The sequence below is a fragment of the Citricoccus muralis genome (assembly GCF_029637705.1).
GTDB lineage: Bacteria > Actinomycetota > Actinomycetes > Actinomycetales > Micrococcaceae > CmP2.
This window is the reverse complement of sequence record NZ_CP121252.1, coordinates 1,965,927-1,991,878: the sequence shown is the minus strand read 5'-3', so window position 1 is coordinate 1,991,878 and position 25,952 is coordinate 1,965,927. Positions and strand designations below refer to the sequence as shown.

At 65.6% G+C, this 25,952-nt stretch carries 26 protein-coding genes; 15 read left to right on the top strand and 11 right to left on the bottom strand.

The genetic code is table 11. The annotated features are described in order from the left end of the window. From P8192_RS09065 to P8192_RS09035, 7 genes are read left to right on the top strand one after another with little or no spacing between them, the layout of a single operon-like run. Positions 1–876: a phytoene/squalene synthase family protein gene (locus P8192_RS09065; RefSeq protein WP_278156406.1), complete on the top strand. Its 876-nt coding sequence runs from the start codon at positions 1–3 to the stop codon at positions 874–876. Further along, positions 873–2,498 (top strand): phytoene desaturase family protein, encoded by a 1,626-nt coding sequence (gene crtI, locus P8192_RS09060; protein ID WP_278156404.1) that lies wholly within the window; start codon positions 873–875, stop codon positions 2,496–2,498. Before P8192_RS09065 ends, crtI begins: the two co-directional genes overlap by 4 nt. Continuing rightward, positions 2,495–2,851, top strand: coding sequence for a lycopene cyclase domain-containing protein (locus P8192_RS09055; RefSeq protein ID WP_278156402.1), 357 nt, complete (start codon positions 2,495–2,497; stop codon positions 2,849–2,851). The genes crtI and P8192_RS09055 overlap by 4 nt, the downstream gene beginning before the upstream one ends. Continuing rightward, entirely contained in the window at positions 2,841–3,212 is a 372-nt protein-coding gene (locus tag P8192_RS09050) for a lycopene cyclase domain-containing protein (RefSeq protein WP_278156401.1), read from the top strand. Before P8192_RS09055 ends, P8192_RS09050 begins: the two co-directional genes overlap by 11 nt. After that, a complete protein-coding gene (locus P8192_RS09045) occupies positions 3,199–3,933 on the top strand; it encodes a class I SAM-dependent methyltransferase (RefSeq protein ID WP_278156399.1) in 735 nt (244 codons plus the stop codon). Before P8192_RS09050 ends, P8192_RS09045 begins: the two co-directional genes overlap by 14 nt. After that, on the top strand, positions 3,930–5,576 hold the full coding sequence (locus tag P8192_RS09040; RefSeq protein ID WP_278156397.1) for an FAD-dependent oxidoreductase: 1,647 nt from the start codon (positions 3,930–3,932) through the stop codon (positions 5,574–5,576). The genes P8192_RS09045 and P8192_RS09040 overlap by 4 nt, the downstream gene beginning before the upstream one ends. Beyond that, positions 5,573–6,775, top strand: coding sequence for a cytochrome P450 (locus P8192_RS09035; protein ID WP_278156395.1), 1,203 nt, complete (start codon positions 5,573–5,575; stop codon positions 6,773–6,775). The genes P8192_RS09040 and P8192_RS09035 overlap by 4 nt, the downstream gene beginning before the upstream one ends. Here the strand turns inward: P8192_RS09035 and P8192_RS09030 are convergent. Then, entirely contained in the window at positions 6,772–7,209 is a 438-nt protein-coding gene (locus tag P8192_RS09030; RefSeq protein ID WP_278156393.1) for a pyrimidine dimer DNA glycosylase/endonuclease V, read from the bottom strand. The genes P8192_RS09035 and P8192_RS09030 overlap by 4 nt on opposite strands. A 3-nt stretch (positions 7,210–7,212) precedes the next feature. Then, entirely contained in the window at positions 7,213–8,400 is a 1,188-nt protein-coding gene (locus tag P8192_RS09025) for a ferrochelatase (protein WP_278156391.1), read from the bottom strand. A 127-nt stretch (positions 8,401–8,527) separates the two neighbouring features. Here P8192_RS09025 and P8192_RS09020 point away from each other — a divergent pair, with 127 nt between their 5' ends. Further along, complete coding sequence (locus P8192_RS09020) at positions 8,528–9,085, top strand: MarR family winged helix-turn-helix transcriptional regulator (protein ID WP_278156389.1); 558 nt, start codon at positions 8,528–8,530, stop codon at positions 9,083–9,085. Between the two features lie 204 nt (positions 9,086–9,289). Here P8192_RS09020 and P8192_RS09015 read toward each other — a convergent pair whose 3' ends face one another. From P8192_RS09015 to P8192_RS09000, 4 genes are all read right to left on the bottom strand, one after another. Then, on the bottom strand, positions 9,290–9,973 hold the full coding sequence (locus P8192_RS09015; RefSeq protein ID WP_278156387.1) for a DUF6320 domain-containing protein: 684 nt from the start codon (positions 9,971–9,973) through the stop codon (positions 9,290–9,292). Next, positions 9,970–11,328, bottom strand: coding sequence for an alcohol acetyltransferase (locus tag P8192_RS09010; protein WP_278156385.1), 1,359 nt, complete (start codon positions 11,326–11,328; stop codon positions 9,970–9,972). The genes P8192_RS09015 and P8192_RS09010 overlap by 4 nt, the downstream gene beginning before the upstream one ends. Next, the gene (locus P8192_RS09005; protein WP_278156383.1) at positions 11,325–12,263 is read right to left on the bottom strand and encodes an alpha/beta hydrolase; all 939 of its coding nucleotides are present in this window, start codon (positions 12,261–12,263) and stop codon (positions 11,325–11,327) included. Before P8192_RS09005 ends, P8192_RS09010 begins: the two co-directional genes overlap by 4 nt. Before the next feature lie 77 nt (positions 12,264–12,340). Next, positions 12,341–12,898 carry a hypothetical protein gene (locus P8192_RS09000; RefSeq protein WP_278156381.1) on the bottom strand — a complete coding sequence of 186 codons (558 nt, stop codon included), beginning with the start codon at positions 12,896–12,898 and terminating at the stop codon, positions 12,341–12,343. A gap of 185 nt (positions 12,899–13,083) precedes the next feature. On the opposite strand from P8192_RS09000, the gene P8192_RS14545 reads away from it, so the two are divergent. From P8192_RS14545 to P8192_RS08990, 3 genes are all read left to right on the top strand, one after another. Beyond that, on the top strand, positions 13,084–13,563 hold the full coding sequence (locus P8192_RS14545) for a glycerate kinase (protein ID WP_431521177.1): 480 nt from the start codon (positions 13,084–13,086) through the stop codon (positions 13,561–13,563). A 27-nt stretch (positions 13,564–13,590) separates the two neighbouring features. Continuing rightward, positions 13,591–13,935, top strand: a complete 345-nt coding sequence (locus P8192_RS08995; RefSeq protein WP_278156379.1) for a CHY zinc finger protein — start codon at positions 13,591–13,593, stop codon at positions 13,933–13,935. A gap of 86 nt (positions 13,936–14,021) precedes the next feature. Next, positions 14,022–15,518 (top strand): peptide MFS transporter, encoded by a 1,497-nt coding sequence (locus tag P8192_RS08990; protein WP_278156377.1) that lies wholly within the window; start codon positions 14,022–14,024, stop codon positions 15,516–15,518. A gap of 78 nt (positions 15,519–15,596) precedes the next feature. Here P8192_RS08990 and P8192_RS08985 read toward each other — a convergent pair whose 3' ends face one another. The 4 genes from P8192_RS08985 to P8192_RS08970 all read right to left on the bottom strand — a co-directional run bounded on the left by P8192_RS08985 (position 15,597) and on the right by P8192_RS08970 (position 21,097). After that, positions 15,597–17,336 (bottom strand): acetyl/propionyl/methylcrotonyl-CoA carboxylase subunit alpha, encoded by a 1,740-nt coding sequence (locus P8192_RS08985; RefSeq protein ID WP_278156375.1) that lies wholly within the window; start codon positions 17,334–17,336, stop codon positions 15,597–15,599. Next, on the bottom strand, positions 17,333–18,931 hold the full coding sequence (gene pxpB, locus P8192_RS08980; RefSeq protein ID WP_278156373.1) for a 5-oxoprolinase subunit PxpB: 1,599 nt from the start codon (positions 18,929–18,931) through the stop codon (positions 17,333–17,335). The genes P8192_RS08985 and pxpB overlap by 4 nt, the downstream gene beginning before the upstream one ends. 10 nt (positions 18,932–18,941) lie before the next feature. Continuing rightward, positions 18,942–19,706, bottom strand: a complete 765-nt coding sequence (locus P8192_RS08975; protein ID WP_278156371.1) for a LamB/YcsF family protein — start codon at positions 19,704–19,706, stop codon at positions 18,942–18,944. 92 nt (positions 19,707–19,798) lie between these two features. Next, positions 19,799–21,097: an NRAMP family divalent metal transporter gene (locus tag P8192_RS08970; RefSeq protein WP_278156369.1), complete on the bottom strand. Its 1,299-nt coding sequence runs from the start codon at positions 21,095–21,097 to the stop codon at positions 19,799–19,801. A gap of 183 nt (positions 21,098–21,280) precedes the next feature. On the opposite strand from P8192_RS08970, the gene P8192_RS08965 reads away from it, so the two are divergent. Further along, the gene (locus tag P8192_RS08965; RefSeq protein WP_278156367.1) at positions 21,281–21,940 is read left to right on the top strand and encodes a GntR family transcriptional regulator; all 660 of its coding nucleotides are present in this window, start codon (positions 21,281–21,283) and stop codon (positions 21,938–21,940) included. Positions 21,941–21,958: 18 nt separating this feature from the next. Here the strand turns inward: P8192_RS08965 and P8192_RS08960 are convergent, their stop codons facing one another. Then, a complete protein-coding gene (locus P8192_RS08960; protein ID WP_278156365.1) occupies positions 21,959–22,870 on the bottom strand; it encodes a hypothetical protein in 912 nt (303 codons plus the stop codon). Positions 22,871–23,106: 236 nt separating this feature from the next. Here P8192_RS08960 and P8192_RS08955 point away from each other — a divergent pair, with 236 nt between their 5' ends. The 3 genes from P8192_RS08955 to P8192_RS08945 all read left to right on the top strand — a co-directional run bounded on the left by P8192_RS08955 (position 23,107) and on the right by P8192_RS08945 (position 25,932). Then, the gene (locus tag P8192_RS08955) at positions 23,107–24,345 is read left to right on the top strand and encodes an ammonium transporter (protein ID WP_270105026.1); all 1,239 of its coding nucleotides are present in this window, start codon (positions 23,107–23,109) and stop codon (positions 24,343–24,345) included. Between the two features lie 42 nt (positions 24,346–24,387). Next, the gene (locus tag P8192_RS08950) at positions 24,388–24,726 is read left to right on the top strand and encodes a P-II family nitrogen regulator (protein WP_270105027.1); all 339 of its coding nucleotides are present in this window, start codon (positions 24,388–24,390) and stop codon (positions 24,724–24,726) included. Between the two features lie 72 nt (positions 24,727–24,798). Then, entirely contained in the window at positions 24,799–25,932 is a 1,134-nt protein-coding gene (locus P8192_RS08945; protein WP_270105028.1) for a tyramine oxidase subunit B, read from the top strand. The last annotated feature ends 20 nt before the right edge of the window (positions 25,933–25,952 follow it).

Below are 25,952 nucleotides of genomic sequence, written 5' to 3'. Positions count from 1 at the left end.
ATGGATCCTCTCCAGCGCTACACCGCCGCCGCCACGCGCAGCGCGGGGACGGTCATCGGCGCCTACTCGACCTCCTTCGGACTAGCCACGAAGTTCCTCGGTGCACCGGCACGTCGTGACATTGCCAATCTCTACGCTCTGGTGCGTTTGGCCGATGAGATCGTCGACGGAGTGGCGGTGCAAGCCGGACTGGAACCACGGGAGGCCGAGGAAGCCCTCGATCGCTTGGAATCCGAGACCGAGGCCGCTCTGGACACCGGCTACAGCACGAACCTGGTGGTTCATGCCTTTGCCGCTACGGCACGCTCTCATGACATCACCACCGCGTTGACCCGGCCGTTCTTTACCGCGATGCGCACCGACCTGCATCGGACCGAGCACACGGAGGAGTCCTTGGCGGACTACATCTACGGATCGGCTGAGGTGGTGGGGCTGATGTGCCTGGCTGTGTTCCGCAGCATGCCCGGAACAGCGACCACCGAATCTCAGACCCTGGCCCGTGGCGCACAGCGCCTGGGAGCGGCCTTCCAGAAGATCAACTTCTTGCGCGACCTCGGTGCCGACCGGGACGAACTGGGTCGGTGCTATTTCCCTGGCGTCGATCCCGTGACGTTCAGCGACGTCGAAAAGCATCGTTTGGTCGCGGACATCCGCCAGGACCTGGACGCTGCTGAAGCGGGCATCGGGCTACTTGACTTGCGGGCGCGGCTCGCGGTCGGGGTGGCTCACCGGCTGTTCCACGAGCTGACCGACCAGATCGACGAGACCCCCGCCCAACAGATCGGCGCGCGACGCATCCGAGTCAACAACGCCCGCAAGGTGGCGCTCGCGGTGGACACCGCGCTGCAGCGTGTGCGCCGAGGGAGTCGAGCGTGAGACCGGGCACCGAACGGCAGCGCGTGGTGATCATCGGTGCCGGAGTGGCTGGGTTGGCTACCGCCGGGCTGTTGGCGCGGGACGGCCATCAGGTGACCGTCCTCGAGCAACAACTCCAGGTCGGAGGGCGGGCCGGGCGCCTGGAGGACGACGGGTTCCGCTGGGATCAGGGCCCCTCCTGGTGGTTGATGCCGGAGGCTTTCGGGCATTTCTACGCCCTGATGGGCACCAGTGTCGAGCGGGAGCTGGACCTGCGAACGCTGGAGGATCCCTCTTTCGCGCTGTTCACGGAAGGCTTTCGGCGACTCGACATCACGACCGGTGCCACGGAGGTGGCGTCCCTCTTTGAGGATCTGGAAGCTGGGGCCGGACATCGACTCGTTGAGGATCTCGCCGCCTGGGGTGATGACTACCAGCTGGCACTCGGGCACTTCCTCTACACCAATTTCGAGGCACCGTCCCGGTTGTTGGATCCGTCGGTCTTGCGTCGCGTGCCGCGACTGTTGACCCGGCTCACCCGATCCTTGGAACGTCAATCGGTCCGCCGCTACCGCGACGTCCGGCTCCGGCAGCTCCTTGATTTCCCCGCAGTGTTCCTCTCCTCCTCACCTTCGCGTACGCCCGCCTTTTACGGGATCCTCAACCACACGATCCTGAACCAGGGGGTGGCATACCCGATGGGCGGTTTTGGCACCTTCGTCGACTCGCTGCACCGGCTGGCGCTCGACGCCGGGGCTGAGATCATCACCGGAGCTGCGGCGCAGCAGATCACCTGCGAAAAGCCGCGCCGACACGCCACGGGAGTCACCTACCGCGATGTCGCGGGCACGGAACACCACCTGTTCGCCGACCGGGTGGTCTCCGCTGTCGACCGGCAGTTCACCGAGACGGTGCTGCTGCCAGATCCACCGCGTTCGGTGCGCCGTCGTTGGCAACGCCGGGATCCCGGCATCGGCTGTGTACTGGCCTATCTGGGAGTGCAGGGACCGTTGCCCGAGCTGGCGCATCACTCGCTGTTCTTCAGCCGGGAGTGGAGCGCGGACTTCCAGCGCATCTTTCCTGAGCGAGGTAGTGGTGCCGAGTCCCACTGCGACTCCGCGTCGAGGTCGGTCTACCTCTGTCGTCCTTCGGCGACCGACGAGTCGGTGGCGCCGCCCGGACGCGAAAACCTGTTCTTGTTGATTCCCGTGCCGGCGATGGCCGGGGGAATCCGGGGGAGCCTGCACGGGAGCCCTGATGTTGAGACCGAAGAGATCGTGGACCGCACGGTGGCGATGATCGCCGAGCGGGCAGGTATCGCGGACATGGAAGAGCGCATCGTGGCACGTCACACCGTGGGGCCCGGTGACTTCGAAGCTCAGTTCAACGCGTGGCAGGGCGGTGCGCTGGGCTTGGCGCACACGCTACGCCAGTCGGCGTTCCTGCGCGGATCCAACAGGTCCCGCGAGGTCGACGGACTGTACTTCGCCGGAGCCACCACGACTCCCGGGGTAGGACTACCGATGTGCCTGATCTCGGCAGAGAACGTGCTCAAGCGCTTCCGCGCGGACACCACCGTAGGACCACTGCCGGTGCCCGTGCCGACGAGAGCCGGCGATCATGCGGAGGAGGACCGATCATGAACCACGCTGAGTATCTGATCCTGATGGCCGGATGTGTGCTGATCACGCTGCCGCTGGAGTTTGTGCTGAAGGCCCGGGTATATCGGCGATGGCGCATCATGGTGCCCTCCGTGATCGCCGTCGTCGTCGTGTTCGGGATCTGGGATCTCGTGGGGATCGTCCGAGGTCATTGGACCTATAACCCCGACTTCATCACGGGGATCCACCTGGGTCCGCTCCCGTTGGAGGAGCTGGTGTTTTTCGTGGTGATCCCGCTGTGTGCACTGCTCAGCTACGAGGGCGTGTCCACAGTGTTGAGCTGGTGGCGTCGCCGTCGCACCTCGGACGTCGCCGGAGGTGAACATGCTTCCTGAATACACACTGCTGACCGTCATCGGGATCATCGTGGTGGTGCTCGTGGAGCTGCTGGTGGTGCGTAGCGGGATCTTTCGCCGCCCGGCATACTGGCTGGCGCTGCTGATCTGCCTCGGATTCCAGGTGCCGGTGGATGGCTGGCTCACCAAGCTCTCGAACCCGATCGTGCTCTATCACCCCGACCAGATGCTCGGACTCCGGTTCCCTTGGGACATCCCCGTGGAAGATTTCGGATTCGGCTTCGCGATGATCACCACCACGCTGATGGTGTGGCAGGCGTTGAAGAATCGTCAGACCCTCACGGACGAGAACCAGAAACAGCAGACGAACAAGGCGGACGCACCCCATGAAGCTCAGTGACTCCTTCACCTCCACGGCCCGGCGTTACGACGTGATGACCGGGCTGAACCCGGGATACCGGCGGGAATTGCGCCGGGCGGCCCGCGAGCTGAGTGCCCAGGTGCACTCCCGCGGTGACGACGGTCCGCTGATCTGGGACTTGGGGTGTGGGACCGGGTTGAGCACCGCGGCGCTGCAGGAACAGCTCCCAGAAGCGCGGCTGCTCGGGGTCGATGCTTCGGAAGGCATGCTGGCACTGGCGCAGGCCAAGACGTGGCGGCCGGGCACCCGCTTCGTACTGGAACGCGCCGAGAACCTCGAGCACAGCCTGCACGAGGAGATCGGGGAAGCCCCGGACGGTGTCTTCGCCGCCTATCTGCTGCGTAACGTGGATGAGCAGGACCGCACCGCGGTGCTGGCGACGATCCGGCGGCGGATGGCCCCGGGCACGCCCCTCGTGCTGCACGATTACTCGGTGGTCGAATCCCGAGGGGCCCAGCTCACCTGGACCCTGGTCTGCTTCGGCGTCATCATTCCTCTCAGCGTGGTGATGCGGGCCGAGCCGTCGCTGTTCACCTATCTTTGGCGGTCCGTGATGAACAACGACTCGACCCGAACCGTGTTGCAGCGACTGCGTGACGCCGGATTCGAGGGCGGACGCGTGTTCACGGCGCGGGGCTGGCACCGCAAGATTCTGCACACCTATACCGCGGTGGCCGGAGCATCCCGAGGAGAACAATGACGATCCGAGGTGGTGGATCACGCAACGGCGTTGGGGCCAGCGACATCCCACTGGACCCGAGGGACCCGCACGCCGAGCGGGTGCGGGCGACGCGTGGGCTGGCACGGCCGGAGGGCGTGCGTTCGGTGGCGGTGATCGGCGGGGGCATCGCCGGGCTGACCGCTGCGGTCGCGCTCGCCGAACGCGGGGTGTCGGTGCACCTTCTGGAAGCCCAGGCGCAGCTTGGCGGGCGAGTGCGCTCTTGGCCCCTGGAAGACGGTCGGAACATGAGCCGAGGCTTCCACGCCTTCTTCCGCCAGTACTACAACCTGAGAGCGCTGCTGCGCCGCGTGGATCCGGCTCTACACCAGCTGGTTCCGGTGGCGGACTACCCGCTGCGCACCGCCTGCGGCGTCACCGATTCCTTTGCCGCGATTCCGCGCACCCCACCGTTCAATCTGGTCGGGTTCGTGTGGCGCAGCCCCACCTTTCCGCTCGTCGCGCTGACGCAAGTGGACATTGCGACCGCGCTGGAGCTGATCCGCGTGGAGTTCCCGCAGATCCTGCAGGAGGACACCGGGGAATCCGCGGCCGACTTCCTGGACCGGCTCCGATTCCCCGACGGCGCTCGACATTTAGCCCTGGAGGTGTTCGCCCGTTCCTTCTTCGCCGACCCGCGCGAGTTTTCCGCCCGTGAATTGGTGACCATGTTCCACACCTACTTCACCGGCTCAGCGGAGGGGCTGTTGTTCGATGTTCCGCGCGAGGCCTACAGCGAGGCGCTCTGGTCACCGCTGGGGGAGTACCTGGACCATCTCGGGGCTGAGGTGCGGTGCCAGACGACGGTCCAGCGGTTGACCCGACTCCCGCCTGGGTCGGAGGCAGCGTGGCGGGTGGAGTACGACGGTGGGGTGCTCGACGTCGACGCGGTGGTGCTCGCCGCCGATCCACGCCAGGCACGTCGGCTCGTTGCCGGGGTGCCGGCACTGGCCGAGGACGGAGAGGCCGCCGTGGACGAGGGTCTGCGACGGCTACAGGAGCAGGTGCTTCCCCGGCGCAACGCCCCACCCTTCGCGGTACTCAGGCTCTGGCTGGACACCCAAGTGGCGCCGGAACGCCCGGCATTTATGGGCACCAGCGGCTACGAGCTGCTCGACAACGTGAGCGTGCTGGAACGCTACGAACACACCGCCCGCGTCTGGGCCAGGGCTCATGGCGGCTCCGTGGTCGAACTGCACGGCTACGCCCTGCCTGCTGAGACGCCCGTGACCGGCGACGCGGACCCGGGGACGCCCGAGGCCGGGCCGGGGCGGCGGGTGCGAGATCGGCTGGTCGCTGAGCTCCACCACGTGTACCCGGAGACCCGGGACGCTGGCATCGTGGCGGAGGAGCTGCTCATCGACGACGACTGCGGGCTGGCCGACACCACGCCCTGGAACGAGCAGCCCGGAGTCTCCACCGGTGTGCCCGGGCTGGTGCTGGCAGGAGACTGGATTCGGTGTGAGTATCCGGTGGCCTTGATGGAACGGGCCGCCACCACCGGATTCCAAGCCGCCAATGAGCTGCTGTCCGCTTGGGGAGTCACCGGTCATGACCTGTGGTCCCCGCCGTTGCGCGGCCTGCTGCGCCGACGCCTTCGACCGAGCCGACGGGGCCCGCGATGAGTGTGTCGGACCAGCGGCGCGCCGCACGCCCCGAAGACACCGGCTGCCCGGTCGCTCATCACGATCCCGAGGGGTACCGGCGGGTGGGGAGTTTCGCCGCGGCCCGGACGGTGCTGCGGGCTCGTTCCTCCACCCGGCAGGCGGGCTTCACCGCCGAGCACATCCCTGAGTGGCTGTTCAGCAAGCGTCCCATTCTGATCGGCGACGGCCCCCACCACGATGAGCAACGGCGTCGAGTGGCCCGCTTCTTCGCGCCCGCCGTCGTCGACACCCGCTACAGTGCACTGATCGAGCAGGAGGTGGAGCGCTCCCTGACTATCGCGACCGATCAGGGAGACATGCTGGTGGATCGGCACGCCCTGCACGTCGCCGTGGCTATCACCGCCTCGATCGTCGGGCTGACGCATGCGCCGGTGACCGCACTGGCGAGTCGGCTGGAACGGTTTTTCCGGCAGCCGCCACTGGACCGGACGCGGGCGGACCTGGGCCGCACCCGCCGCGATTGGATGCAGGCCGCGGTCAACGGCCTGGGACCGCTGGCCGGGTTCTATCGCCGCGACGTGGCCCCGGCGGTGCGCGCTCGCCGTCGAGCTCCGCGTGAGGACGTCATCAGCCACCTGCTCCAGCAGGGCTACCAGCGCGCCGATCTCCTGGCCGAGTGCCTCACCTACGGCACCGCCGGCATGGTGACCACCCGCGAATTCATGACCATGGCTGCCTGGCATGTGCTCGATGATGCCCGGCTGCGCCGACGTTACGCTCAAGCAGGGCGGGAAGAACGCGAGCGCATCCTGGCCGAGATCATCCGTCTCGAACCGCCCGTGGGTCACCTGTACCGGCGGATGACCAGTGAGCTCGCGCTCGAGGACAATGCTGGGTGTCCGGCAGCGACCCTGCGTGACGGAGACCTGGTCGACCTGAACGTGCGCCAGATCAACACGGATGCGGACGTGGTGGGCGGACGCTCGCTGCAGTTGGACCCGGAGCGGAGCCTCACTCCGGGGGTGCCGGCCACGGGATTGAGCTTCGGCGACGGGGTGCATCGCTGCCCGGGGCAGCATCTGGCGCTGCGGGAGACGGACGCCTTCGTGCACCGGCTGGCCGCGGGGTCGTGGACGATCGCGGAGCAGCCGCGCCTGAGCTGGGATCAGCTCATCGAAGGCTACCGATTACGGGGGCTGCGGCTGCGTCCCAGCTAGGGCCGTTCCCAGGTCGCGATCGGACCGTCCACCACCACGAACATCGGGTGCGCGGGGATCGACGCCGGTCTGGGGCGCACGTGATCGGGGGAGCGCTGGCGGAGTTTACGCTGCAGGTGATCCCACTCGAACGCCAACTGGCCGGTGGTAACTTCCATGCGCCATGACGCATCACGGTCGGGGCCGAGCGGGAATGCGATCCGTCCGACGTCGAAGCGGTAGCCGCGGCGCGTGGCGTCGGCATGGAGCTCGCTCAGGTATGCGCCGATAGCCGTCCCAGGGTCAGGGTGAGACCGGAAGCGCTCCAGCTGCGGGTGTCGGGTGTAGCCTCGGGTGCGTCCCAACAGCACGGCCTGAGCGAGCAGCGCCTCCCGCCACCCGGCGATCAGCCCCTGTCGGTCGAGAACCTCGGGATGTAATGACCAGAGCCGCATGACTCAGGGGGCGCAGCCGGCGGCAGCGGGTTTGAACCCGAGCCGGGCGTTCTCACAGCACCCAGGGCGGCAGACGTCATACCAAGGGCCCAGCTCGGTGAGGCTCGGTCGCTGCGCTGGCGGACGGGCGGCGATGCGCTCTTCGATCAGGTCGACCAGCCCGGCGACAAATCTCGGATGTGAACCCGGGGTCGGGGTACGGATCGCCCGTAACCCGGCTTCGGCTGCAGCCTCGAGGGCCTCCTCATCCAGGTCCCACAGCACCTCCATATGGTCGCTGAGAAAGCCCAACGGCACGATCAGCACCGCGGTCACGTTCTCGGCGGGCAATTCAGCGATGCGATCGCAAACATCGGGCTCCAACCAAGGGGTGGACGGTGAACCGGAGCGGGACTGGTACACCAGCTCCCACGTCGCCTCCGCTCCGTCCGCCCCGTCCGCACGCAGATCGGAGAAGATTCTCTCGGCGACGGCACGATGCTGCGCGGCGTAGGCGCCTCCCTCGCCGAGGTTCAATTCTTCCGGGCCGGAGCGCAGTGCATCAGCGCTGGGAATTGAATGGGTGGCGAAGAGTACTCGGATCTGCTCGGGGTCGTGGCCCTCGGCTGTGACTTCGGCCAGAGCGGTACGTAGTCCCTCGGCGAATGGTTCCACGAACCCGGGGGTGTCGAAGAACTGTCGCACCTTGTCGATGGTTACCGTTTCCTGAAGGCCGGTGGACTCCAGCGCGCGAGCGAAGTCTTCGCGATACTGGCGGCAGCTGGAATAGGAGCTGTAGGCGCTGGTGGCCACAGCGAGGATCCGATGGTGTCCCGCCGCGGCGGCCTCGCGGACCACGTCCTCGAGGTAGGGGTCCCAATTGCGGTTGCCCCAGTACACCGGGTGTGTCATTCCACGACGTCGCATCTCCGCTTCCAGGGCGGCACGCAACTGACGATTCTGATCATTGATCGGGCTCACCCCGCCGAAGTGCCGGTAGTGGGTGGCCACCTCTTCGAGCCGCTCGTCTGGAATCCCGCGGCCGCGGGTGACATTGCGCAGGAACGGGATCACGTCATCCTGGCCTTCAGGTCCGCCGAAGCCTGCCAGCAGAATGGCATCGTAGTCCTGGGGCTCCGACACGTACGGGTTTCCGGCGCGGGAGGCCGGCGAGGCATAGGGCACGGTGGTCGCGGCGGTGGTTTCAGACATGAGTTTCCTCCCAAGCGGACGCTGATCACGGCGCCGCTGTGTATCCTTACTGTGCATCGCCATCCAGCATCGATTCATTCGGCTGACGAGATAGTTAGCTTGGCTAAATATAATCACAGGAAGTGTCATGGAGCAAAGTGCCCGCCCCGCCGCACGCGGCGAACGGTACTCACCCGTTGACCCGCGGGTGATGGATCCGCGCCAGGAACTCTTCGATTACGGGCGTTTCGACGAGGGTGAGATGGATCAGATCGTCGCCGTACTCGAGGCGATGCGCGCCTGGCGTGCCGCTGAACGGCGCTCCAGCGAGGCGGCCCGACGCTATATGAAACTCGGCGAGACGGACATGCGGGCGCTACGGTTCCTCATGGCGGTGCAGCGCCACGGCGACCTGGCCACTCCGAGCATGCTCGCCCGACACCTGGGCATCTCCACAGCCTCGGTGACCAAAATGATGGATCGGCTCGAGGACCAGGGGCACCTGAGCCGCCGCCAGCACCCGGGGGACCGGCGGTCCACGGCCATCGAGATCACCGAGGATACGGCCGCAGCAGCACGGCGCACCGTCGGGAACACTCACGTCAGCCGCATTCAGGCCGTCTCGGAACTCACGCCCGAGGAACGCGACGTCGTGCTGCGTTTCCTGACCACCCTGGCCGAGGAAGAGTTCCACTCCCCGGAGTGACCCCGACGGTAGGCGCGCGTCACTACTGCACGGCTACGTAGACCGGGCTACCGAAGAATCCGGGGATGAAGGAGAGCGCGCCCTCGCCCACCGAATCGGTCGGGACTTGCAAGGCAATGTTCCCGGTCTCGGAAGCGCCCAACTAGCCCTGGTAGTGGCTCAGGCGCGGCTCGATCTGCTGGGTGACGCCACGACCTGAGCGCATCACATGTGCAGCCGCTTGGACAGCTCGTGACGGACCTGTCCGCCACGGGCGAGCTGCAACAAGATGAGCGTGATCAGACTCAACACCCCGCAGATGGCAGCGGGCAACGGCTCGTACACCCAACCCAAGGTGAGGAAGACGATCGGGACCAGCCCCATCACCGCGGTCAAGCCGCTGTAGAGGATATGGTCGCCCACGGCCATGCGCATCAGTCGGACGGTGATCAGCACCGCGATCATGGCGGAGGCGCACAGGATCGGCACCACGTAGGTGAGCGCCCAGCCGTTCCAGCCGGTCAGATAATCCCAATAGGTGCACAGCAGACTGACGATCGCCACCAGGTAGACGGTTCCCTTGGCCAGGTTGTGCCGTTTCTGAATGGCCATGATCACGACCAGCCACATGGTCGCCACCCCCAACCACACGAACCGCCAGGCTCCCAGATCCGCGTCGTCGCGCTCGAAGAACAGCTGCACGAGCAACGAAGCGAGCACCAGCGCCAGCGACATCAGGAACAGCACCCGGAACACCCGCCGCCGTGAGAAGGTCAGCGGGACGGCGGGAAAAGGGCTGGTGATCGCGCGACCGGTCAGCGCGGACTGGCAGAGCGGACAGGTGCTCCAGTCGCCCTCGACGGACACCTCGCACCGCGGGCAGGCGCGTCCTGATGCTTCTGCACTCATGCGCCCACCTCACGCAGACCATCAAGGCTGGCCTCGGCGAGCTCGCCTTCGGAAGCACGCACGGCGGCCACCGAGACGTCGAGACCCCGCTGGGTGAGCATCTGCGCGAACTCGCGCACGTGATCGGTCTCCAGAAAGGGCGATGTGAAGCTGAGCGTCATCTGATCGCCGTGGGACATGGCACAGAACTGTGGGCGCACCGCCGAGACGTGAAAGCCCATCCGCCCCACGTGAGGATCCGCGCCCTCGGGCAGGGTCACACGACCCAGGTTGGAGATCGCCACGGTGAGCCCACGGTTGTTCGCCCAGTTGATCAGACGCAGCAGCCCGTCCTTGAACGGGCGGGGCACGATGCGCAACAGCGGCATGCGCTCGAACCGCACGAAGCGGCGCACCCGGGATTCCAGCGCGCTCGAGGACGCCTTCGCGGCGAAGCGGCGCTCGAGCCCGCGTGCGATCGAGGCCAGGTCGTCCGCGCCCTCGCCATAGGTGTGCTCGAGACGCACCGTGGCGAAGAAATTCCGGGCGGAGGTCGAAGGGAAGAATTGCCGGAGATTCACCGGTACCGAGACACTCATGGTGCGAGCCCGTCCCAGACCGCCCGAGGCGAGGCGCACTGACTCGAAGAACAGCGCGATCAGCAGCATCGTCAACGACACGCCCTCGGCCTTGGCCTGTCGTGCCAGCTCCGAGCCCGAGAGGGTGAGCTCGACCAGGCGGGTGCGGTGGTCCGGTGTCCGGGTTCCACGCACCCGGTACACCGAGCGGGTCGATCGTCGATTCGTCGTCGGGTCGCCGGGATTTTCGTCCTCGTGATCGGACTCCAGCCAGCGTTCGCCGGATGTGCCCTCGGCCGGATGACGAAAATACTCGGCGAAGCTGTCCATGGTCAGCGACAGACCGGTGGGGGGTGTGGTGGTCTCGAGCCGTGCGTGCCCGTGACGACGGCGCAGATAGGCGTCGACGACGTCGCGGAGAAACCAGAGCGCTCCCGTGCCGTCCGAGAGGGCGTGGAAGATCTCGAGGTTGATCCGTCTCCGGTGGTACAGCACCCGGAACAGCAGGTTGCGGCGGTGCGGCTGGTACAGGGGAGCACAGGTGTGCAGCTCCTCACCGATGACGGCCGGCCGCAGGTCGCTGTCCTGCAGATAGTGCCAGAACACGCCCCTGCGCAGCACCGCGTGGTACAGCGGGTACTGGTCGTACACCTCGTCGACGGCGTCTTGCAACAGGCCCCGGTCCACCTCGTGGTTGAGCTCCGCGAAGATCCGGAACACCTTCGGATCGGCGTCCGAACGGGCGGCGAGGAAGATATTGGACGCGTTGTCGAGCCGCACCCAGGCCGGGCGCGTCACGATGGCTCGGCCCTCCCGTCCAAGAACGTCCCGATCACGTCGTACGCTTCGTGCAGAGACCGGGAGAACCGCGGCAGGGTGATGAAGCCGTGCAGGGCGCGCTCCACACGGTGCACCACGACGTCGTTGCCGGCGGCCGCCAGCGCCGTCGCGTACGCTTCGCCCTCGTCTCGCAGCAGGTCCAGACCTGCCGAGATCACCAGAGTGTCGGGCAATGCGGAGAGGTCCTTCTGCTCCAGCGGCGACACCAGCGGATCGCGGCGCATCGCGGCCTCCGGAACGTAGAGCTCCAGGTAGTCCTGGACCTCCGTATTGGTCAGCCGCAAGTCCTCGCCGTGCTGGCGAACGGACTCGAAGGGGGACGTGCGCGGATCGTGATCCCACTGGGTGACGGGGTAGAGCAGGATCTGACGACGGGGCACCGGCTCGCCCCGATCCCGCAGCAGCGTGGACACTACCGCGGCGAGATTGCCGCCGGCCGAGTCACCCATCAGAATGATGTTCTCGCGGTGGACCGCGTCCACCAGCTCGGGCTGGTTCAGGATTCTCTGTGCCACCTGGTAGCAGTCATCCAGCCCCGCGGGGAACGGGTGCTCGGGAGCCAGCCGGTAGTCCACCGACGCCACCACGCAGCCCATCCGATCGGCCATTGTCGTGCAGGCCGGAGTATAGCTGTCGATGTCGCCGGTCACCCAGCCGCCACCGTGGAAGAAGACGACGACGTCGTCGCGCAGCGTCTCCTTGGGGCGGAAGATCCGCACCGGCACCGGGAAGATGGCTCCATCTTCGACGGTCTCCCAGTCCCGTGCCCGCGTCGGCGGCACCGCGATCGCAGCCAGTCCCCGCTGGGCGCGGCGGACCTTCTCATAGTCCTCACGCATGTTCAGCCGAGGGGCGGCGAACCAGCCCAGCACCGAGCGGATCACGCGGTTCATCGGAGAACTCGCTCAGGGCCATGCCACCGGGGGGAAATCATGTCTCCAGCTTACGGGGACCGCGGCTCGGATCCCTATCATGGGCCGTCGCGCTGACTGACGCAGGACGGTGTGAAATCACGGTCGGGCAGATAGATGGCCCACTCGGATTCGGTCAGCGCGCGACCGGCCGCGGCGCAGGCCTGTGCGGTGGACAACGGGGCGCCCTCGGCCGGTTCGTCCCACCCGTCCGGAGGGGCCAAGGCCACCAGGATCCGCTCTCCGTCCGACGACCCTTCGACGAAGACGGGAGGCGAGAACAGTCCGAGTTCCTCGAGCGGTCTTTCTCGCAGCACCTCGCTATCCTGGATCAGAGCCAGAGATCCGCCCGCTGCGGCAAAGCCGTTCTCACCCCAGGCGCCGACGAGGGCGGTCGGAGCTCGGGGCCCGGCGAAGCCAAGCGGTGCTCCCTCTCTGTCGACGAGTTGGACTCGGCCGTTCGCCGAGGCGAGGATGCTCTCATCGTGAGACCAGGCGAGGTCTCCCATGCCGGTATGGGTCGAGATCTCCACGAGGCGGTCGGACTCGATCAGCGGCCCGATGCGCAGCACCGACGCCGCGTCCACGGTTGCCGCGTGGGTGGTGGACAGCGCCATATGCATCGGTCGTGTTGTATGCCCGATCAGCCGCGTCGCGGAGTCTGACGACGTCGTGATCTCCCACGCGCCACGCACCTGAACCGCTTCCTCGACGGCACGGCGGGCCTCGTCCGTCTCCGAGATCCGCCAGGCCTCGATGGCGAGCAGGCGGGACAGCGCACCATCGGCGTTGGCGACGTGAGCTGACAGCGCCGCCAGCCGCCGGCTTTCGGATTCGTCGCGTTGTTGAGCTCGTCCCCGGCGCGGACCTGATCGCGGTGGTGCTCGGTTTCTCGAGCGTGGTGGTTGATTCGGACTTGGTGATTACCGGAGAAGGACGCTTCGATTCACAGTCTCTCGACGGAAAGGTACCTGCTGCTGTTCGCCAGTTCGTACATGCCCATGTACCAGTGGTGGTCTTGGCCGGAAAGGTGAACTTATCGCGCGAGGTTTGGAAGGACGCAGGGTTCGCTGCTGCCCTTTCCGTGGCTCCTGGGCCTGTGCCGTTGGAAGCGATGTTGAAAGACGTATTGAAGTTGGTCGAGACTGCATCGTTCCACTTGGTGAGAATTTGGGAGACCGGCCTTAGGGCGGGGAACCTCTCGCGACAAACATCAAGCGACGTGGCAGGGACGGAATCTCAACGTGCACTGTGCTTTCGCACCGACGCTGTAGACGCGTGAATACTCTGGGAATGGCATCCTAGGGGGATGGAACAGCGGGCAATGACGGTGCGCGGCGCCGTCGTCGATGATCAGACGCGATGCGTTCACTACCGGACCGAGCTGGACGTCGTGGCCCTTCGCTTCGGCTGCTGCGGAGAGTTGTGGCCCTGCCATCTCTGTCACCATGAGGCCGCTGGACACCCTGCACGACCCTGGCCGCGCTCGCGGTTCAACGAGCCCTGTGTGCTGTGCGGCGTCTGCAAAGAGGAGATGACGGTGGGCGAATACCATGCGGTGACGCGTTGCCCGCACTGCGACGCGGAATTCAACCCGAGCTGTGCCGCCCACGCGCATCTTTACTTCGAGAACGGCGGGGCTGACCTGGGCTGATCCCACCTGAACAGCCGCTATGGGATTTCTCATAGTACCGGGTACTCTGCGTCTCAGATGGCCGCCTGCGGAGTATAGTCACGCGGGTGAAAACTCAGGAATCCGATCCATCGACCACGCCGGTTGAGGTCAAGGAACTGCCGACGTCGCGCACGTTCTTCGGCCAGCCGGGCCCGCTTTCCACCCTGTTCAGCGTTGAGTTGTGGGAGCGCTTCTCCTTCTACGGCATGCAGGGAATCCTGCTGCTGTACATGTACTTCGAGACGGAGCGCGGAGGGCTGGGCATTGACCCGGCCATCGCCACCGGCATCGTCGGCGCCTATGGCGGCATGGTCTATGTGTTCTGCATCATCGGGGGCTGGGTCGCGGACCGGCTGATCGGCTCCGAGCGTGCCATGCTGTGGAGCGCGGTGATGATCATGGGCGGGCATATCGGTCTGGCCCTGATCCCGGGTGTTCCTGGCCTTATCGTGGGCCTGCTCCTGGTCGGTGTCGGCTCCGGCGGGCTGAAAGCCAACGTCTCCAACCTGGTGGGACATCTCTATTCGCGTGAGGATCCGCGCCGTGACGCCGGATTCTCTCTGTTCTACATGGGCGTGAACATCGGAGCCCTCTTCGGTCCCTTCATCACCGGGTTCGCCCGCCAGGAATGGGGCTTCCACCTGGCGTTCGGTCTCGCAGCCCTCGGCATGGCTCTGGGATTGTCGCAGTACATCTGGCGCCGCCGCGAGCTGCCCGCCGATGTGCACACCGTGCCCAACCCGCTGCCTCGTGCCTCCTACCCGCGGTGGATCGCCGGAACCGTGGTAGCTCTCCTCCTGGTGGGCGTCCTGCTGGTGACCGGAGTGGTGAACGCCGGGAATCTCTCCACCGTGGCGGTGCTGATCTCGGCGTTGGCCGCCGTCGGCATCTTCGCGTTCCTGCTCACCACGTCGAAGGTCGGAGCGGATGAGCGCTCGCGTGTGTTGGCGTTCATTCCACTGTTTATCGGGTCCTCGGCATTCTTCGCGCTGTTCCAGCAGCAGTTCACCGTCATCACCATCTACTCCGACACCCGTCTGGACCGCGACTTCTCCTGGGGGAGCTTCTCGTGGGAGATGCCGATCGAATGGGTGCAGTCCATCAATCCGGTCTTCATCATCGTGTTCGCCCCGCTGTTCGCCCTGCTCTGGACCAAGATGGGCACGAAGAATCCGACCACACCGAACAAGTTCGGTGTGGGCATCATCCTGATGGGCTCGGCATTCCTGCTGTTCCTGCCGATGGTCACCACCGTGTCCGTGCCGGTGCTCTGGATCGCCGTGATTCTGCTGGTGGCCACCATGGGGGAGCTCATGGTGTCACCCGTCGGGCTCTCGCTGTCGACCAAGCTGGCCCCGGCCCAGTACCCGGTGCTCATGGTCGCCCTGTACAACCTCTCCGTCGCACTGGGCACTTCGCTGGCCGGGTCGCTGGCCCGGTTCTACTCCGCCGATAATGAGGGCACGTACTTCGGCGTGCTGGGTGCCGTGACCATCGGCATCGGTGTGCTGATGTTGCTGGTGGCCCGCCCGGTGCACCGCGAGATGCGCGGCGTGAACTAGTCGTCATTCACCGTGAACGAGGGACCCACCATTGATTGGTGGGTCCCTCGACTGTCTCTATGTCCGTGAAAAATCGACCTACGAGATCTGGCCGAGTGCGGTACCTGCTGCATAGTGATCGCCTGCGGAGGCAGTGAGGCTCAGTGCGCCGTCGGACTCGGCGACGACGTTGGTCTCCATCTTCATCGCCTCCATCACGGCCACGACCTCGCCGCGGGACACGGTGGCGCCGTCGTCAACCTTCCAGCTCACCAGGGTGCCGGTGATGGGTGCGGTGACTGACCCCTCGTCCACCGTGCCGCCCGAGTCCTTCTCGACTGAAGACGATGAGCCTCCTGCTGAAGCGAGTCCGGATAGCAGCATGCCGGGGACGCCCACCTGGACGCGGCGACCGTCGATCTCCAACCAGGTACGGGTCAGCGAGGTTGCTGCTGCGGGCTCCGGCGCCTGGGCCGGTTCGAAGTCGACGTCGAGGTCGTTCTCAATCCACCGGGTGTGCACCGCGAAGGCGTCTTCGCCAGTGAAATCAGGCTGCTGGAGCACCTCGCGGTGGAACGGCAGCACGGTGGAGACCCCGTCGATCTGGAACTCGTCCAGGGCGCGACGGGCGCGGGCTAATGCTCGTTGCCGATCCGGGCCCCACACAATGAGCTTGGCCAGCATCGAATCGAAATGTCCGGGTAGCACCTGGCCGGCGGTATAGCCGGAATCCACACGGATGCCGCCTCCGGACGGGGCATCGAAGACGCTGATCTCGCCGGGTGTGGGCAAGTAGCCCCGCCCCGGGTCTTCGGCGTTGATGCGGAATTCAAAGGCGTGGCCGTGCGCACGCTCGCCGGCGGTTCGCACCTCATGGGTGAGCGGCTCGCCTTCGGCGATGCGGAACTGCTCCAGCACCAGGTCCAGTCCGGTAGTTTCCTCTGTGACCGGGTGCTCGACCTGGAGACGGGTGTTGACCTCGAGGAACGATAGCGTGCCGTCGGTGCTCAGCAGGAACTCGACGGTGGCCGCGCCCTGATAGCCGGCTTCGGCGCAGATACGCTCGGCCGAGCTGTGTAGCTCCGCGCGCTGCTTGTCGGTGAGGAAGGGGGCGGGCGCCTCCTCGACGAGCTTTTGGTTGCGGCGCTGCAGCGAGCAGTCGCGGGTGCCGACGGCGACGACATTGCCGTGAGCGTCGCCGAGGATCTGCACCTCCACGTGGCGCGGATTCTGCAGGTACTGCTCGACGAAGCACTCGCCTCGTCCGAAAGCTTCGGTGGCTTCGCGCACCGCAGAGTCGTAGAGCTCAGCGACCTCGTCGAGGTCCCACGCGATGCGGATGCCGCGACCGCCGCCGCCATGGGCGGCCTTAATCGCGATGGGCAACCCGTGCTCACGGGCGAAGTCCACGGCCTCGTTGGCATCGGAGACCGGGTCCGGGGTGCCCTGCACCAGCGGGGCATCGACGGACTGGGCGATCTTGCGGGCCGCGACCTTGTCGCCGAGCTTCTCGATCACCTCGGGTGCGGGGCCGATCCAGGTCAGCCCCGCGTCGGTGACGGCGCGGGCGAAGTCGGCGCTTTCGGAGAGGAACCCGTAGCCGGGATGCACGGCGTCGGCGTTGCTCTCTTTGGCCGCGGCCAGGATCTTGGTGACGTCGAGGTAGCTCTCACGGGGGCGGGCTCCCTGTAGCGCGTAGGCCTCGTCGGCCAGGCGCACGTGCAGCGCGTCGGCGTCATCGTCGGCGTAGACAGCGATCGCTGTGCGGCCGGAATCTCGGCAGGCGCGGATGATGCGGACGGCGATCTCGCCTCGGTTGGCGATCAGAACGCGTTTCATGACGTCTCCTGGGGTGTGTTGGTGGAGTCGAGGACGAAGTTCAGGCGGGTGCCGGGTGGCGCTTGGGCCACAAGTGGCAGCGCGGACGGGGCGACGACGGCGATGATCGGGTAGCCTCCGGTCACCGGGTGGTCGTTCAGGAACAGGACAGGCTGGCCCTCGGGCGGGATCTGGAGCGAGCCGGTGACGGCCCCCTCGCTGGGTAGTTCGCCGCTGCGGGCACGTTCCAGCGGTTGGTCGCCGTGGAGTCGCAGCCCGACGCGGTTCGACCGATCCGTAACGGTCCAAGGCTGGGAGGTGAGCCGGTCCAAGGAATCCTCATCGAACCAGTCTTGGCGCGGTCCGAGCAGGATGGGTACCGTGACCTCACCGGTGGTGAAGCGGTCCTCGGGCCACGGCCGGGGTTCACCGACGGCAGGGGCCGGGCTGGCTGGTGGTCGGACGGTGAGCACATCGCCGGCCTGCAGGGGCGCGGGCCCGACCTCCGAGAGCGTGTCGGTGGAGCGGCTGCCCAGTACCGGGTCCACCTCGATCTCACCGCGCACGGCGAGGTAGCTGCGCAACCCATCGATGGGGGCGCCGAGGCGGAGCCGGTCGCCTGCCGAGAGCGCGATGGGCCGCTGGTCGGTGATAGACCAGATGGCTCCGCTGGCGCGGGTGACGGTGACGTCGGTGCGTGCTCCGGCCACGGCTACGTCGACGGAGCCGAGACATTCCACTTCCAGTCCACCAAGCAGCAGCTCCAGTCCCGTGGCGTCGGCCGGGTTGCCGACGAGTCGGTTTGCGCAGCGCAGGGCTGATGTGTCCGCTGCACCGGCCGCGGGTACCCCGAGCGGGGCGTGACCCCCGCGGCCGAGATCCTGGAGCAAAGTCTGCGCCGCAGGGCGGATGATGCGCAGCCCAGTGGCCGGAACGGGAGCGTCCTCGGTGGCTGTGGGCTCCGCACCGGTTGCGGTGACAGCAGCGTCGTCGTCATTGGCACGGACGAAGCGCACTCGGTCACCGGGATTCACCAGGGCAGGAGGATCGCGTTGTTCGTCCCACATCACGACATCGGTGGTACCGATCAGCTGCCAGCCACCCGGGCTGGATCGGGGATAGACGCCGCTGAAGGTGCCAGCCAGTCCCACCGATCCGGCGGGAATCCGCGTACGGGGGCTACTGCGACGTGGCACATCTAGCAGGGGATCGCCGCCGGTGAGGTAGCAGAATCCGGGTGCGAAACCGGCGAAGGCCATGGTGTATTCGCTCTCGGTGTGCCGGCGAATGACGTCGTCTTCGGTGATCCCAAGATGTGCGGCGACTTCGGCGAGGTCCTCGCCGTCGTAACGCACGGGGATCTCGATGACGCGCGGTTCACTGACGGTGACTTCGCCGGAGTTCACGGCATCGATGGCGGTAACGACCGTATCCCGGTCGGTGGTGCGGTCGAAGGTTACCAGCACGGTTCGGGCGGCTGGTACTAACTCGGTGACACCGGAGATCTGGGCCCGGCGCAAGGCATCGGTCAAAGCCAGCACGGCGGACAGATCATCGACTTCCACCAGAACAGCTTGGGCACCGGCCGTGAGATAGCGCTTCGTTGAGGCGGTCATGGAGGCTTCCTCAGGCTCGGGCGAAAGCAGCGATCTCGACGCCGGCACCGCGCAGCTCTTGGTACACGCGATCCGCCATGGTCACCGCGCCGGGGCTGTCTCCGTGGACGCAGATCGAATCCGCGCTGATTTTCACGTCGGTGCCGTCGATGCTCTCAACTGTGCCGTCCTCGACCAGTTGAACCATGCGCCGAGCTACCTTGACCGGATCCTCGAGGACCGCGCCAGCCTGGCGCCGCGAGACCAGGGTGCCCTCGGGAGTGTACGCGCGGTCGGCGAACGCTTCAGCGGCCGTGGCAAGACCGGCCTTGTTGGCCTCAATCAGTCCCTGGCTGCCGGGCAGGCCCAGCAGGACGAGATTCGTGTCGACCTCGGCCATCGCGGTGGCGACATCGCGAGCCTGGCGGGTGTCGTGGACGATGGTGTTGTAGAGGGCGCCGTGCGGTTTCACGTAGCGCACCGTGGTGCCGGCCGCCCGCGCGATCGCCTGCAGAGCGCCGATTTGGTAGATGATCTCGGGAATGAGGTCTTCGCTGGCCACATCCATGGCGCGGCGGCCGAAACCCGCGAGGTCGCGATATCCCACATGCGCGCCCACGGCTACGCTTCGCTCGGCGGCGAGCCGGACGGTGGCTCGCATCGCCCGAGGATCACCGGCATGGAATCCACAGGCGATGTTCGCGCTGGATACCAGCCGCAACATGCCCTCGTCGTCGCCCATGGGCCAAGGGCCGAATGCCTCGCCGACGTCGCTGTTCAAATCGATGGTTGCCACAGGGTGCTCCTTCGTCGTCTCGACCGCCGTGTCAGGATAACCGGGGCCGAAGTGCCGTGCTCGTGTGTGTTGAAATGTCGTCCTCGGGCGTGTCAGTAACCGAGGAACTGGAAGATCGGGACCACGGACCGCGCACCCATGTACCAGGTCAGCGCCGTCACGATGGTGCCCACCACCAGCAGCCAGACCGGGTGCTTGTGTCCGCCCAGCAGATCCCGGCGGAACCAGCCGATGTACATGAAGATCGTCAATCCGACGGGCAAGACCAATCCGTTGAAACCACCGGCGAAGACCAACAGAGCGGCTGGTGTGGTGCCCACGATCAGGTAGATCACCAGGGACACGGCAACAAAGCCGACCGTGGTGTAGCTGCGGGCGCGGTCCGTCATGTTCTTGAAGAACACGGTAAAGAACGAGACGGACGTATAAGCAGCGCCGATCACGCTGGAGATGCCGGCCGCCCAGAAGACTAAACCAAAGGCGCGCAGGCCCCACTCGCCGGCTGTGAACTGGAAGGCTTGTGCCGCGGGGTTGGCCTGGGCGCTGGAGGTATCGATGACGACGCCGCTGGCCACCACGCCTAGCACGGCAAGGAAGAGAATGTAGCGCATGATGCCCGTGACCAGGATGCCATTGACCGCGGCACGGGACACTTCCTTGATGTTCTCCGGACCGGCGGTGCCCGAGTCCAGCAAACGGTGCGCTCCGGCATAGGTGATGTAGCCGCCCACGGTGCCACCGACGATGGTGGTGATGGCGGCGAAGTCAATGAAGTCGGGCAGCACGGTCTGGCGCAGGGCATCGCCGACCGGCGGCTGCGAAACGATGGCGACGTAGATGGTCAAAGCGATCATGACCAGTCCGAGCACGATCATCGCTCGGTCGATAGCGATCCCCGCCTTCTTCGAGATGAAGATGCCGATGGCGATCAGCGCTGAGATGAGCCCGCCGATGCGCGGATCCAGGCCGAGCATCGCGTTGATGCCCAGCCCGGCACCAGCGATATTGCCGATATTGAATACGAAACCGCCGATGATCACCAGCACGGCGAGGAGATAGCCGGAGTAGGGGATGGCGGCGTTGGCCAGGTCGCTGGCGCGCTTTCCGGAGACCGTGATCATCCGCCAGACGTTGAGCTGAATGGCGAAGTCGATCAGGATCGAAGCCAAGATGCCGAACGCTAAGGCCGCGCCCAGGGTGGCGGTAAAGGTCGCCGTTTGAGTGATAAAGCCGGGGCCGATGGCGCTGGTGGCCATCATGAAGATAGCGCCAATCAACGATGCTTTGCGGCTGCGGGCGAAGCGCTGGGCTTCCACCGCGACCTTCCCGGAAGAAGCCGGGCTGTGGTCAGCGGTACGGGTCTCGTCGTTGCCAGGTGAATGATCGCTCATGGAGTCTCCCGGATGACGTCGTGCCAGATGTTGAGGAACGACTGGTCGTGTGGTGGCGATCACCATTAGACCACAAGTTGTTCAACAAGGTTAGGAGCATTGTTCACCGCCTTTGGTGCAGTCTTCGACACGTACGGGCCGTGGGGAGATGGTTGGAGCCCAGCGAGCACGTATCCTGCAAGAGTGAATGCTGAGAAGAAGTCCCCCTTGGATCTGGTCGAGCGAACGGCTGAATCCCTGCGCGATCGCCTCGTGACGGGCGTGTTTGTACCGGGTGAGCAGCTTTCGGAGAGTGCACTTGCAGAGCAACTGGACGTCTCTCGCAACACTCTGCGCGAATCGTTCCGAGTGCTGATGCATGAGGGGCTGCTCGTCCGGAAGCCGAATCGCGGGGTGTTCGTCAGTGAACCCTCTGTGGCCGGAATTCTCGATGTCTACCGCGTGCGCCGATTGATCGAGCTACCCGTAGTCGCCTCGGCAACACCGAAGCACCCAGCCCTGATCAAGGCACGCAGCATTGTCGATGATGCGGTGGAGGCGGCCGAGCGCGAGGACTGGACGGCGGTGGGGACGGCGAACATGGAGTGGCACATGGCGCTGGTCTCGCTCTCGGACAGTCCTCGGTTGATTCGTTCCTTCCGCTCACTGACGGCTGAGCTGCGCTTGGCCTTCATCAATCTGAACGCTCCGGAGTATCTCCATTCTGCATTCGTCCAGCGCAACGGGGAGATCATGGGTCTTCTCGAACAGGGACTCATGTCCGACGCCGCCGAGGCGCTCAAGGACTACCTGACTCAAAGCGAGCGGCTGGTGCTCGCCGCGTTCAACGGCTTCCACGTCTGAGTATGCCCCGCGGCGCACTCAGGTCCAGCAGTCTGCTCCAGGTTCTTGTTCTGTCCGGGTGATTATCTCCCGGTGCGTTCCATTCGACGTTGTGGCGACAATGCTGTCGAGTTCCGGAATACGACAGTAGAGATTCTGCATCATCAACGCGGTGATCATGTGGAGCTCACCGGATCGTCCCGGCGCGTTTTCAGCCGGATCGTCATAGTCGAGAATGCCCGGATCGACGACGAAGGTGATTTGGTCGTCGGCGGTCGCGGACCAGGACTCGACCGTGTTGTAGGGCGTCAACAATCCCTTGACCGATTGCACACCTTCAGCCTCGAGCCAGAGACCGACGAGTTCATCCGCCCATTCTTGAGTACCGGGCTGGGTGTGGCCGCTGGCGATCGGACCCATCTTCTCTTCGCGCGAGTAGCTTTCCTCGCGTGAGCCGTCGGTGGTTCGTGCCGTGATGATCTCCAGATCTCGATTCTGTTCCCACGTCATCTCGAGCATCACGGCAGGGATCATCCACAGGTCCTTGGCCGGGCCGAGATTCTGGTGATACACATCGTCACCGTCCGATATGCGTGGGTCGACGTGAAAGACGAGGTGACCTGGCTCAGGGGATTCCCACGACTCAATCAGCCGAAACGGCTCGTAGAGTCCAGCGATGCTGTTCGCGCCCTCGACTTCCAGCCAGATGTCCACCTTCCGATCTGCCCATGCCTGTCCGGAGAGCGGGGGCGCAGCGGATTCGTCATCGGCCGGTGGCGCCGACTCCTCGGACGTCTCCGGCGCGCTCGTCACGTCCGAGGACACTGGCATTGCTGCCTCGGTGACGTCTGCGCTCGGCTCCGAGGCGGCATCAGCAGAGCATCCTGTCAGCAGGAGTGCGGTGACCACAGCGGCAGAGAAGAGAGGGCTGGCTGGGCGACGACGGGGCATGATGCAGGCAACCTCCACGGCAGAAATCTGAGTGTTTCTCGAGCGTATTCTGCGCGTCAACTGAACGGCAAGATTCTCGGGTCGGAGCCGGCGTCATCCGTTGGCAACACCGTCCTCGATTGGAAACATCAACACCCCGGTGGCCGAAACGACACCGAAACATGACCTCCCTACGGTGAATCCATCGACATCGTTCACTCACGGATGTCGACCATCGATCGAGGAGAGGCGGACCTATGGAAGCCGCAGACACCGCGTGGATTTTGGCGGCATTCGCCCTGGTCACGCTCATGTTCCCCGGGCTGGCATTGCTTTATGGAGGCATGCTGAACAGCCGGAATGTGCTCAACATGTTCATGATGATCATGGGGGCGCTCGGCGTCACCACCGTGGTTTACATCGTGATAGGCCATGGTCTGGTCACGGGTGACTCCGTGGGCGGCTGGGGCATCATCGGCAATCCTTTTGAATACGCCACCTATCAGCAATTCACGCAAGACGACGGCGCCGGTGGCACCCTGTGGGGCGCCTTCTACATCCTATTCGCCGCCATCAGCGTGGCACTGGTGGCCTCAGGCGGTGCCGCCCGCATGAAGTTCGGTGCCTGGCTCGTGTTCTGTGCCCTGTGGGTACTGCTGGTCTATGCCCCGCTGGGGCACTGGGTCTTTGCGGTATCGGATCCTGAAACCGGGTATGTCGGCGGCTGGATGCGCAATGTGCTGGATCTTCACGACTTTGCCGGCGGCACCGCGGTGCACATGAACGCTGGCGCGGCCGGACTGGCACTGGCGCTGGTGCTGGGGGCGCGGAAGTCTACTGCGGACCGACCGCACAACCTCCCGCTGGTGCTGATCGGCACCGGGCTGATCGTGGCAGGGTGGATGGGGTTCAACGGCGGCACCGCCGGAGGGGCGAACTTCCTGGCTGAGTACGTCATTCTCACCTCCATCATCGCGGCGGCCTCAGGGATGCTCGGGTTCCTGATCGTGGAGCGTCTGCGTGACGGACAGGCGACAATGCTGGGTATGGCCACCGGCATGATCGCGGGTCTGGTCGGCATCACGCCGTCGGCTGATGCCGTCACCCCGCTGGGGGCTATGTTCGTCGGACTCCTGTCGTCTGCGGCCACCGCCTGGGCTATTACCTGGAAACGCCGTCACCAGATTGACGACTCGCTCGATGTGTTCGCAGTTCACGGGATCGCCGGCATCGTCGGTGCACTGTTCGTGGTCTTCTTCGGGGCCGCTTCCGCACCGGCAGGTATTGCAGGGGTGGTCTTCGGCGGCGACGTGAGCCTGATCTGGCGGGAGCTGGTCGCGATCACCGTGACCCTGGTCTACGCCTTCGGCATGACCTGGCTGATCGCCACCGTCATGAAGAAGATCGCGCCCATCCGGGTCGACGACGAGGCCGAAGCGCTGGGCCTGGACCAGTCGATCCACGCCGAGTCAGCGTATGAGCAGTCCAGAATCTGACCGATCCCGCACCCATTCCGCAGGAACCACCAGGAGCATCAGATGAAACTCATCACCGCCGTCATCCAGCCCGGACGTCTCGACCACGTCAGCCAAGCGTTGACCGAAGCGGGTTTTCCAGGCGTCACCGTGACAGAGGTCAAGGGCCACGGTGCGCAGGCTTCGCGCACCGAGTACTACCGCGGCATGGCCGTCAGCGTCCCCTTCCGCTCCAAAATGCGACTGGAACTCGTTGTCGCCAACGAGCAGGTAGACACAGCTGTGCAGCTGATAGTCGACCACGCCCGCACAGGGCAGATCGGCGACGGCAAGGTGTGGGTCACCGCCGTCGAGCACGTGGTGCGCGTCCGCACCGGCGAAACCGGCGACGCCGCCGTCTGACACCCGCGCTCCACCGCGACCGCCACTTCCACGCCGCACGCGAGCCCCGCACGAGACAAAGGATAAGCACCCATGAACACTGCACTCGACTTCCGTTACCTCAGCGAACCCGACATGATCGCCGCCGGCGTCACCAACATTGCCCGCTGCGTTGAGGTGATGGAGGAGACGCTGATCCTGCTGCGACAGGGAGACTACGCGATGGCCGGAGCTAGTCACGACTCGCACGGCGCCATGATCACCTTTCCCGAGGCTCCCGCGTTCCCCGGTATGCCCGCCGACGGTCCCGACCGCAGGTTCATGGCGATGCCAGCTTTCCTGGGTGGGCGCTTCGGCACCACCGGGGTGAAATGGTACGGATCCAACGTCGAAAACAAGACCAGGAGCCTGCCGCGCTCCATCCACCTGTTCACCCTCAACGACACCGACACCGGGGCGCCGCTGGCGGTGATGAGTGCCAACCTGCTCTCCGCCTATCGCACCGGGGCCGTCCCCGGGGTGGGCGTGAAGCACTTTGCCCGCGACGACGCCGACACCATCGGCCTGATCGGCCCTGGGGTGATGGGCCGCACCATCGTCGAGGCCGCCCTTTCCCAGCGCCCCAGCATCGAGCGGATCAAGGTCAAAGGGCGCAGCGCGGCCGGTATCCAGCGCTTCACCGAGCACATTCAGCAGCGCTACCCGCAGATCACCCGGGTGGAGGCGGTCGACAGTATTGAAGCCGCGGTGCGCGACGCCGACGTCGTCATCACTGCCACCACCACCGATGCTGCCGGCTCCAGCGCGTTCCCCTACATCCGCCGTCGGTGGATCAAACCGGGGGCGGTTTTGCTCCTACCCGCCGCGGCCCGGTTCGACGACGACTTCGTGATCGAGGAGGCCCGCACCGTGCTCGACGCCCGCGGACTCTACGATGCCTGGTACGAGGAAATGGGCCGCGGGGCCTACCAAGCTCTCGGCATCCCGGGAACCCGCTTCTACGAGCTGATGAAGGAAGGCCGACTGCCTGAGTGGAAGCTCGAACAGATCGCCGACGTCGCCACCGGCAAAGCCCCGCGCCACCGCAACGAAGACGAGATCGTCCTCTATTCGGTCGGGGGCATGCCAGTGGAAGACGTTGCCTGGGCTACCGAGGTGTACCGTAACGCTGTGCGGCACGACGTCGGCACCCGCCTGTCGCTGTGGGACACCCCGGCACTGGCCTAAGCCACTGGGGAACGGAAGGA